The sequence below is a fragment of the Pseudomonas protegens genome, from assembly GCF_003732485.1.
Classification (GTDB): domain Bacteria; phylum Pseudomonadota; class Gammaproteobacteria; order Pseudomonadales; family Pseudomonadaceae; genus Aquipseudomonas; species Aquipseudomonas protegens_B.
Genome location: NZ_MOAK01000045.1, coordinates 144,769 through 152,187, shown reverse-complemented (window position 1 = coordinate 152,187; position 7,419 = coordinate 144,769). Strand labels below are relative to the sequence as shown.

The following is a 7,419-nucleotide window of genomic DNA, read 5'->3' as shown; positions in this document are numbered from 1 at the left end:
GCCCCCGCCCCCAGCCACCGGCTCCTGTAGGAGCCGGCTTGCCGGCGAACAGGCCGGCAAGCGGCAGGGTGTCCTCACCGCTGTTTTCGCGGGCAAGCCCGCTCCTACCGTGCGGGGACCGGGCAGCTCAAATCGCCTTCCTCGCACTGCAGGTATTGCTTGAAGCTTTCCACCCGGGTCTTGGTCAGGGCCGTGATGCAGTTGCTGTAGGCCACCGGATACAGGCTGCCACCTTCCACCCCCGAGGTGGAAAAACGGCACTCGGCATCGCGGAACGCCAGCCAGGCGCGTTGGGCGCTGACCAGCAGCTTTTTGCTATGTGGCTGGTCTTTCAGGCGCTGGTTGATCTGTTGGTAAAGGGTATTCAGCTCCTTGTCCGCGGCCTTGTTCAGGGCGTTGGCGCACAGACTCATATCGGTCTGGGTGCTGTTGTTGCAGTCGTAGGCCTGGGCCAATGGAGCCAGCAGCAGCGGCGCAAGGGCCAGAAGCAGGATCGGACGCATGGAAAGTCTCGCAATCGGTCAATGAGAAAAAACAGTCTAGTCGCGGCTGGGTTGCCACTCGGGCCAACGCTCCAGCGCTTCGTCGGCCAGCCAGGGCACATCGTGGGAGGTCCAGATATGCACCTGTGGCGTCTGCCCCGGATCATCGTCCAGGGTCGCCACCCGCAGGATCACGTGGGGCTGGCCCGGCCGCTCCGCCAGCAGGTGAGAGCCGCAGACCGAGCAGAAGTGCCGCAGCTTGCCCGGCGAGGACTCGAACGCCCTCAGCAGCTCCTGGCCCCGGGTCCAGCGAAAGTGTTCGCGCATGACCCCGGCGGTGGAGGCAAAGGCCGCGGCATGGGCCTTGCGGCAGGTCCGGCAATGGCAGTGGCCGATGGGCATGTCCAGGCGTTGCACCTGATATTGCACGCCCTGGCACAGGCAACTGCCGTTGAGTGGTCGGGCAGATGCGTGGCGTTGCGCGGCCTGCAGCAGGTCGTCGGCCATGGCCTGGATTTCATCGCCCATGTGCAGCCGGGCCAGCCAGTGCGGCGGTATCCCCTGGACCCCATAAAAGGCTCCGGCCAGTTGACCGACGATGGCGGCAGTGGTGTCGGCGTCGTCCCCCAGGTTAGTGGCGGCGAGCACCGCTTCGGCGTAGCTGTCACTGTGCTGGAAGCACCACAGCGCGGCCTCCAGGGAGTCGACGCAGTAGCCGCTGCCGCGAATCTGCTCGCGGGTTTTCTCCAGGTAGCCGCCCTGGGCCAATGCCGTGACCTTGGGCTGGCTGAAAGCCTGATCATCGAGCTGTTGCAGTTCCACCTTGCTGGCGCCACCCAGGGCCTTGGCGATCAGCCCGGCGAACAACTGGCAGCATTCGACGGCTTCGGTGGCGCCGTGGGTGGTGCGGGAACTGGCACCGGCAAATTCACGGATCCGGACCAGGTCGGGGTAGTGAAACAGCACCACGGGCGCCAGGCGCATCAACGAACCATTGCCGGCGGTTTGCGGGTCGGTTGCGCCGGCGAAGGGTTGGCCATGTTCCTGGAAGTCGCTCAGGGCCTGGCGCACGGTCATGCCGATATCGAAGCACTCGCCGGTGGCGCTCAAGTAGCCCCATTGCCACCAGTTGAGGTAGCGGCCCATCTGGTCGGCCGGGTCGAAGCCGTCCTTGCGCAGCAGGCTTTCCCCCAGGCACAGGGCCATGGAGGTGTCGTCGGTCCACTGTCCGGGCTTGAGGTTGAAGGGGCCGCCGCCCAGCAGATCGGTGACTGGCGTGAAGCTGCCACGGGGCTTGAATTCGACGCTGGTGCCGACCGCGTCGCCACAGGCCAGGCCCAGCAGGCTGCCGCGGTAGCGGTCGATCAGGGAGAGGGGCATGGCAGATCCTTTGCGAAGAGAGGTGCAGTGGCGCCGGCGACAGTAGCATTTTTCGTTGGGGACGATCAGTCGCGCCTTCGGCCAGATAAAGGTTGCGTTGGATTCACAGAGGTCTAAGGTCTGTACGAAAACCCGCCGAACGATGATCAGGTAGTTTCCGTACAGAGCTAGTGCTCATCACTGGAGGTGATCCATGAACTCTTCAGATCGCATCGAACGCAAGATCCTGCTCCATGCCAGCCCAGCCCAGGTGTGGACGGCGCTGAGCGAAGCCGAGACCTTCGGTCGCTGGTTTGGCGTGGCCCTGCAGGGCCAGCATTTCGCACCCGGCCAACGCGCTCGGGGCGCCGTCACTTACCCAGGTTATGAACACCTGACCTGGGATGTGCAGGTGGAACAGATGCTGCCCGAGGAGCTGTTTTCCTTTCGCTGGCATCCCTATGCCGTTGACCCGGCCCATGACTACTCGGCGGAGCCCACCACCCTGGTGCAGTTCGAACTGGAACAGCATGGCGGTGGCACCTTGCTACGGGTGATCGAATCGGGCTTCGACGGCATTCCCAGCGAGCGCCGGCTCAAGGCTTTTCGCATGAACAGTCGCGGCTGGGACGAGCAGATGAGCAATATAGAAAACCACTTGCAGCTGCGCTGAAGTCGTTCGTGGCAAGCGGCACATTGCGGATCGAGTCGTGGTGTTTGAAACTTACCGCTTACCGCTTACCGCTTACCGCTTACCGCTTACCGCTTACCGCTTGGAGCTGTTCTTTTGTTCGCAACCTATATCGAACGTTGGCGTCTGCTGCCCGATGGCGAGGCCATCGTCACTTCGGGCAGCCGTTTGCTGCCCGTACGCCTGGAAGACGGCGCGCCAGCGATGCTGAAGATCGCCCTGGATGAGGACGAGCAGGGCGGCAACCGCCTGATGGCCTGGTGGGCCGGGGAGGGCGCGGCGCGGGTTTATGCCCAGGAGGATGAAGCGCTGTTGATGGAGCGTGCGCTGGGACCGCGTTCATTGATGCGCATGGCCCTGGCGGGCGAGCACGATGCCGTCAGCCATATCGTCTGCGCCACGCTGGCGCGCCTGCATGCGCCACGTGCGCAACCCTTGCCGGCGTTGCTGCCCCTGGATCATTGGTTCAAGGATTTGCGCGAGGCGGCGCAACAGCAGGGCGGCTTGTTGCTCAATAGCCTGGCCATGGCCGAGCACCTGCTGGCCGCGCCTCGAGACCCCGTGGTACTGCACGGCGATGTGCACCACGACAATGTGCTGGACTTCGGCGAGGGCGGCTGGCGGGTCATCGATCCAAAGCGCGTACACGGCGAGCGCACCTTCGACTTTGCCAACCTGATCTGCAATCCGGACTTGCCCAGCGCCACCGATCCACTGCGATTTGCCCGGCAGGTCCAGGTGATCGCCGCGGCGGCGCAGCTCGATCCTCGACGCCTGGTGCAATGGGTGCTGGCATTCAGTGGCCTGTCCGCCGCCTGGTTCCTCCAGGATGATCACCAGGCGGGAGCCCGCCACCAGCTCAAACTCGCGGCTTTGGCCGTTCAAGCACTGGAGTGTTGAGCTAGGGGTTTGCGTAAGTGAGCTATAGCGAATTTCCTACACGCGCTGTAATTCAATGCGCCTTCTGCGCACCGGGCTTTGTGTTTAATCTTCTTTCCCACAACTGCAGCGCAGGAAGCGCTCAGGATCAAGGAAGATCGACCATTAGCACGGATGCTGCAGACAGGAAGTCATGATGGTCTTGGAAAAAACCCGCTTCGGCGGGTTTTTTTTCGTCTGCATTTTCCAGTACCGCAGCCCTCGATAACCCTGTAGCCGGCTTGCCGGCGAAGGGGCTCCTCAGATCGCTTTCGCCGGCAAGCCGGCACCTACGAATAGTGGTTGAGTTCGGCGGGTGATGTGCTGGCCGCAGCCCGGAGCGCGCACGCTCAGCGGGTGACTTCGTTGCGGACTTTTACCAGGGCCTGTTCCAGCAGCGGCAGGCCAATGGAGCCCAGGGCCACCCGCAAGGCCTGGGGCACGTGAGCGGTGGTGGCGAAGGGTGCTGCCGAAGTCACCGTCACCCCCTGATGCTCCAGGGCCGACACCACAGCCTCGGCTCGCAAGCCTTCAGGTAATTTCAGCCAGAGAAAATACGACGATGGCCAGGCCTGAACATCGCAGTCCTTGAGTACCCGCCTGGCCAGCTGCTGGCGGCTGCGGGCATCGTTGCGCTTCTGCTCTTCCAGGCTGTCCACCAGCCCCGACTCGATCCAGCGACAGCCCAGGGTCACGGTCAGCGACGGGGTGCTCCAGGTAGACACGCGAATGGCCCGCTCCAGGGCCGGGATCATCTCCGGCGGCGCGACGACAAACCCCAGGCGCAATCCCGAGGCGACACTTTTCGACAGCCCGGAAATGTACAGCGTGCGCTCCGGGGCCAGGGTCTGCAGCGGCGGCGGTGCCGGTTCGGCGAGGAAGGCGTAGGCGCCGTCCTCGATCAGCAGCAGGTCATGCTCGCGGGCCAGTTGCGCCAGGCGCTGACGCTCGGCCAGGGGCATCACCGTGCCCAGCGGGTTATGCAGGGTCGGCATGCAGTACAGCGCCCGCACCGGGCGCCGTCGGCACAGGGCCTGCAGGGCGTCGAGGTCCATCTGGCCGTTGTATTGCGGCAGTGGTTCCAGGTCCAGGCGCTGGACCTGGGCCAGCGCCTTGAGCCCCGGGTAGGTGAGGGCGTCCACCGCCAGGATATCCCCGGGCTGGAGCAGCGCCAGCAGGCTCACCGCCAGCCCCTGCTGGGCGCCGTTGACGATCAGCACCTGCTCGGCGGCGACACGGATCTCACGGTTGCGCAGGTGCCGCGCAGCGGTCTGGCGCTCATGGGGACGCCCACCCTGGGGCGCGGAATGCAGCAGGGCATCCAGGTCGCCGGAGGCGGCAATCGCCCGCAGGCCCTCGCGCAGGCTTTCCGCCTGGCCGGGCAGGGATGGGTAGTTGAACGACAAGTCCACCGAGGCGGCGCCGGCGGTGTGCTGTTCCAGACCCATGCCCCGGGGCAGGCTGGTGTCGCGGACAAAGGTGCCGCGCCCGGGTTCGCCCACCACCAGGCCGATGGCCTCCAGCTCGTGATACACCCGCAGCGCCGTGGCCAGGGCCACCTGCTCGCTGGCCATCAGCGCGCGCACCGTGGGCAGTTGGGTGCCCGGGCAGAGCTGGCCGCCACGGATACGCCGGGCGAAGTGATCGACGAGGGTTTTGTAGCGGGTACGGCGCATGCTCGGCCACCTTGTGTATCTAGAACACTTTTTTGTTTGTATCAGATAGGGCGCCTAATCTAGCGGCTTTTGCGCAGGAGCGCGCACATGCCGGACCTTTCCACTCTGTCGATCTTCCTGGGCGCCGTGCTGCTGTTACTGCTGTCGCCGGGGCCGAACATGGCCTTTGTCATCAGCCATGGCGTGGCCTATGGCTGGCGCGGTGGGGTGGCGTCGGGGTTGGGGATTGGTGCAGCGGATGTCGGCCTGACCCTGCTCACGGCCACAGGCGTCACCGCCGTGGTGGCCAGCTGGCCGCCGGCGTTCGACCTGCTCCGCTATGCCGGGGTCGCCTACCTGCTGTGGCTGGCCTGGAAAGCCCTGGCGGGTAACGGCGCCTTGAACCTCGTCGATGCCGCCCGGGTACCGCTGTCCACGGTGTTTGTCCGGGCCCTGTACAACAGCCTGCTGAATCCCAAGGCGTTGTTGTTTTTCATGGTGTTCCTGCCGCAATTCGTCCGGCCGGATCACGGCAGCATCGCCTGGCAGCTGGTTGTCCTGGGACTGTTGCTGACCCTGGTCAGCGGGATCTTTCACACCAGCCTGGGGATCTTCGGCGCGCTCCTGACACGGAGCTTTTCCGGCACGACGGCACGTTTTGCCCGGCTGCAATCCTGGCTGCTGGCGGCGGTGCTGCTGGCGCTGGCCTTGCGTCTGGCACTGTTGGCCCGGCCGGTCTGACTTATCACCTCAACGGAGTTCAAGCATGTACATCGCCGCCTTTATCTATAAGCCGGGCCAGCGGGACGAGGAGTTCCATCGCCTCAGCGCGCTGATCGACGAAATTGCTATCAGCTTGCCGGGCTTTGTCGGCGCCCAATCCTGGACCAGCGCGGATCAGGCGCTGATCAATGCCAGTTATTACTGGGAGGATGAGGCTTCGATCCAGGCCTTTGCCCGTCACCCCAGGCACCTGGAAGCCAAGCGCCAGTACCGGCGCTGGTACGCCGGTTATCAGGTGGTGATTTCCAAAGTCGAACGCACTTATGGTGACGGCGCCATTGCTCAGTTGCTGAGCAATGATCGCCAGGGACAGGTACGCCGCGCCTGAGGGCCGGGGGGCTGTGGCGGGGCTCAGCCGGCTTGCAGTCGGGCAGCCGCCCGTAGGGTGATCTCCCGGCGCTTGTGCAGGGAGTCCGCTGCCCGGCTGCGGGCCTCTTGCACCACGCTGGCCGGGGCGGTATCCGGGCTGCCGGCCTCGAACGGCGGCGCCGGGGCGTACTCCAGCTGCAGTTGCACCCGCTGCGCGGTGGCAGCGTCGAACAGTTCGGCGGCCAGGGTCAGGGCGAAGTCGATGCCGGCAGTGATGCCGCCGCCGGTCAGCAGGTTGCCGTCACGCACCACCCGCTCGCGCACCGGGATCGCCCCCAGGGGCGCCAGCAGTTCGTGGTAGGCCCAGTGGGTGGTGGCGCGCTTGCCCTGAAGCAGTCCGGCGGCGCCGAGCACCAGGGAGCCGGTGCACACCGACGTCACATACCGCGCCCGGGCCGCTTGCCGACGGATGAACGCCAGGGTCTGGGGATCTTCCATCAAGGGCCCGACCCCGGCGCCCCCGGGAATGCAGAGCACATCCAGGGGCGGGCAGTCGGCAAAGCTCGTGGTGGCCTGCAGCACCAGGCCGGAACTGGCGATCACCGGGCCCGTTTCCTTCCAGATCAGGTGCACCTGTACATCCGGCAGCGATGCCAGCACGTCGTGAGGACCGGTCAGGTCCAGTTGTTGAACCTCTGGAAACAACAGAAAACCTATCTGCACTGCCATGGCCTGTTCCTTGTGTGGGTGGGGTGGACGGCTTGACTCTAGCGTTCTAGGATTTGGCGCATACGCCAACCTGCCCTCGATTTACGCCAATCATGCCCAGCTCCGCGAAAAACGTGTTTGTCCTGGCCTTCGCCAATGCCCAGTTGCTGGATGTCACCGGCCCGTTGCAGGTGTTCGCCTCGGCCAATGACCGGGCCCGTGACCTGGGCTTGCCCTTGCCCTACCACCCCCGGGTCATTGCCAACCCGGGCGGCGCGACCCTGAGCTCATCGGGGCTGGCGCTGCTGGCCGATGCCCTGCCGGCGCCGGAGGTGGCCTGCGATACCTTGATCATTGCCGGCGGTTGGGGCGTCTACGAGGCGGCCCGGGACCCGGAACTGGTGGCTTGGGTCGCCGAGCGCGCAGCGGCCTCGCGGCGGGTGGCCTCGGTCTGCACCGGGGCCTTTGTGCTGGCCGCCAGCGGCTGGCTGGACGGGCGCCGGGTAGTGACCCA

At 65.3% G+C, this 7,419-nt stretch carries 9 protein-coding genes and 1 pseudogene; 5 read left to right on the top strand and 5 right to left on the bottom strand.

Annotation, left to right across the window (positions count from 1 at the left end):
- Nucleotides 1-104: 104 nt before the first annotated feature.
- The 3 genes and pseudogenes from BLX41_RS11560 to BLX41_RS11555 all read right to left on the bottom strand — a co-directional run.
- Nucleotides 105-503: a lysozyme inhibitor LprI family protein gene (locus BLX41_RS11560; RefSeq protein WP_123724978.1), complete on the bottom strand. Its 399-nt coding sequence runs from the start codon at nucleotides 501-503 to the stop codon at nucleotides 105-107.
- Nucleotides 504-539: 36 nt separating this feature from the next.
- Nucleotides 540-989, bottom strand: a complete 450-nt coding sequence (locus BLX41_RS35115) for a GFA family protein (RefSeq protein ID WP_311197481.1) — start codon at nucleotides 987-989, stop codon at nucleotides 540-542.
- Between the two features lie 51 nt (nucleotides 990-1,040).
- Nucleotides 1,041-1,862, bottom strand: a pseudogene (locus tag BLX41_RS11555) (ADP-ribosylglycohydrolase family protein); the annotation flags it as partial.
- A 193-nt stretch (nucleotides 1,863-2,055) separates the two neighbouring features.
- Between BLX41_RS11555 and BLX41_RS11550 the strand changes: the two are divergent.
- Both BLX41_RS11550 and BLX41_RS11545 read left to right on the top strand, forming a co-directional pair.
- Nucleotides 2,056-2,514: an SRPBCC family protein gene (locus BLX41_RS11550; RefSeq protein ID WP_123724976.1), complete on the top strand. Its 459-nt coding sequence runs from the start codon at nucleotides 2,056-2,058 to the stop codon at nucleotides 2,512-2,514.
- 114 nt (nucleotides 2,515-2,628) lie between these two features.
- On the top strand, nucleotides 2,629-3,432 hold the full coding sequence (locus BLX41_RS11545; RefSeq protein WP_123724975.1) for an aminoglycoside phosphotransferase family protein: 804 nt from the start codon (nucleotides 2,629-2,631) through the stop codon (nucleotides 3,430-3,432).
- 368 nt (nucleotides 3,433-3,800) lie between these two features.
- Here BLX41_RS11545 and BLX41_RS11540 read toward each other — a convergent pair whose 3' ends face one another.
- Entirely contained in the window at nucleotides 3,801-5,126 is a 1,326-nt protein-coding gene (locus BLX41_RS11540) for an aminotransferase-like domain-containing protein (RefSeq protein ID WP_123724974.1), read from the bottom strand.
- A gap of 87 nt (nucleotides 5,127-5,213) precedes the next feature.
- Between BLX41_RS11540 and BLX41_RS11535 the strand changes: the two genes are divergently transcribed.
- Nucleotides 5,214-5,846 carry a LysE family translocator gene (locus BLX41_RS11535; RefSeq protein ID WP_123724973.1) on the top strand — a complete coding sequence of 211 codons (633 nt, stop codon included), beginning with the start codon at nucleotides 5,214-5,216 and terminating at the stop codon, nucleotides 5,844-5,846.
- A gap of 25 nt (nucleotides 5,847-5,871) precedes the next feature.
- Nucleotides 5,872-6,216 carry an antibiotic biosynthesis monooxygenase family protein gene (locus tag BLX41_RS11530; protein WP_123724972.1) on the top strand — a complete coding sequence of 115 codons (345 nt, stop codon included), beginning with the start codon at nucleotides 5,872-5,874 and terminating at the stop codon, nucleotides 6,214-6,216.
- A 23-nt stretch (nucleotides 6,217-6,239) separates the two neighbouring features.
- Here BLX41_RS11530 and inhA read toward each other — a convergent pair whose 3' ends face one another.
- On the bottom strand, nucleotides 6,240-6,926 hold the full coding sequence (gene inhA, locus BLX41_RS11525) for an isonitrile hydratase (RefSeq protein ID WP_123724971.1): 687 nt from the start codon (nucleotides 6,924-6,926) through the stop codon (nucleotides 6,240-6,242).
- Between the two features lie 92 nt (nucleotides 6,927-7,018).
- Between inhA and BLX41_RS35110 the strand changes: the two genes are divergently transcribed.
- On the top strand, nucleotides 7,019-7,419 hold a 401-nt coding region (locus BLX41_RS35110; RefSeq protein WP_259744720.1), incomplete at its 3' end, for a DJ-1/PfpI family protein.

Bases quoted from the DNA above. Each gene is read 5' to 3' on its own strand.
- BLX41_RS11560 (WP_123724978.1), bottom strand. From the start codon at position 503: ATGCGTCCGATCCTGCTTCTGGCCCTTGCGCCGCTGCTGCTGGCTCCA.
- BLX41_RS35115 (WP_311197481.1), bottom strand. From the start codon at position 989: ATGGCCGACGACCTGCTGCAGGCCGCGCAACGCCACGCATCTGCCCGA.
- BLX41_RS11550 (WP_123724976.1), top strand. From the start codon at position 2,056: ATGAACTCTTCAGATCGCATCGAACGCAAGATCCTGCTCCATGCCAGC.
- BLX41_RS11540 (WP_123724974.1), bottom strand. From the start codon at position 5,126: ATGCGCCGTACCCGCTACAAAACCCTCGTCGATCACTTCGCCCGGCGT.
- BLX41_RS11535 (WP_123724973.1), top strand. From the start codon at position 5,214: ATGCCGGACCTTTCCACTCTGTCGATCTTCCTGGGCGCCGTGCTGCTG.
- BLX41_RS11530 (WP_123724972.1), top strand. From the start codon at position 5,872: ATGTACATCGCCGCCTTTATCTATAAGCCGGGCCAGCGGGACGAGGAG.
- inhA (WP_123724971.1), bottom strand. From the start codon at position 6,926: ATGGCAGTGCAGATAGGTTTTCTGTTGTTTCCAGAGGTTCAACAACTG.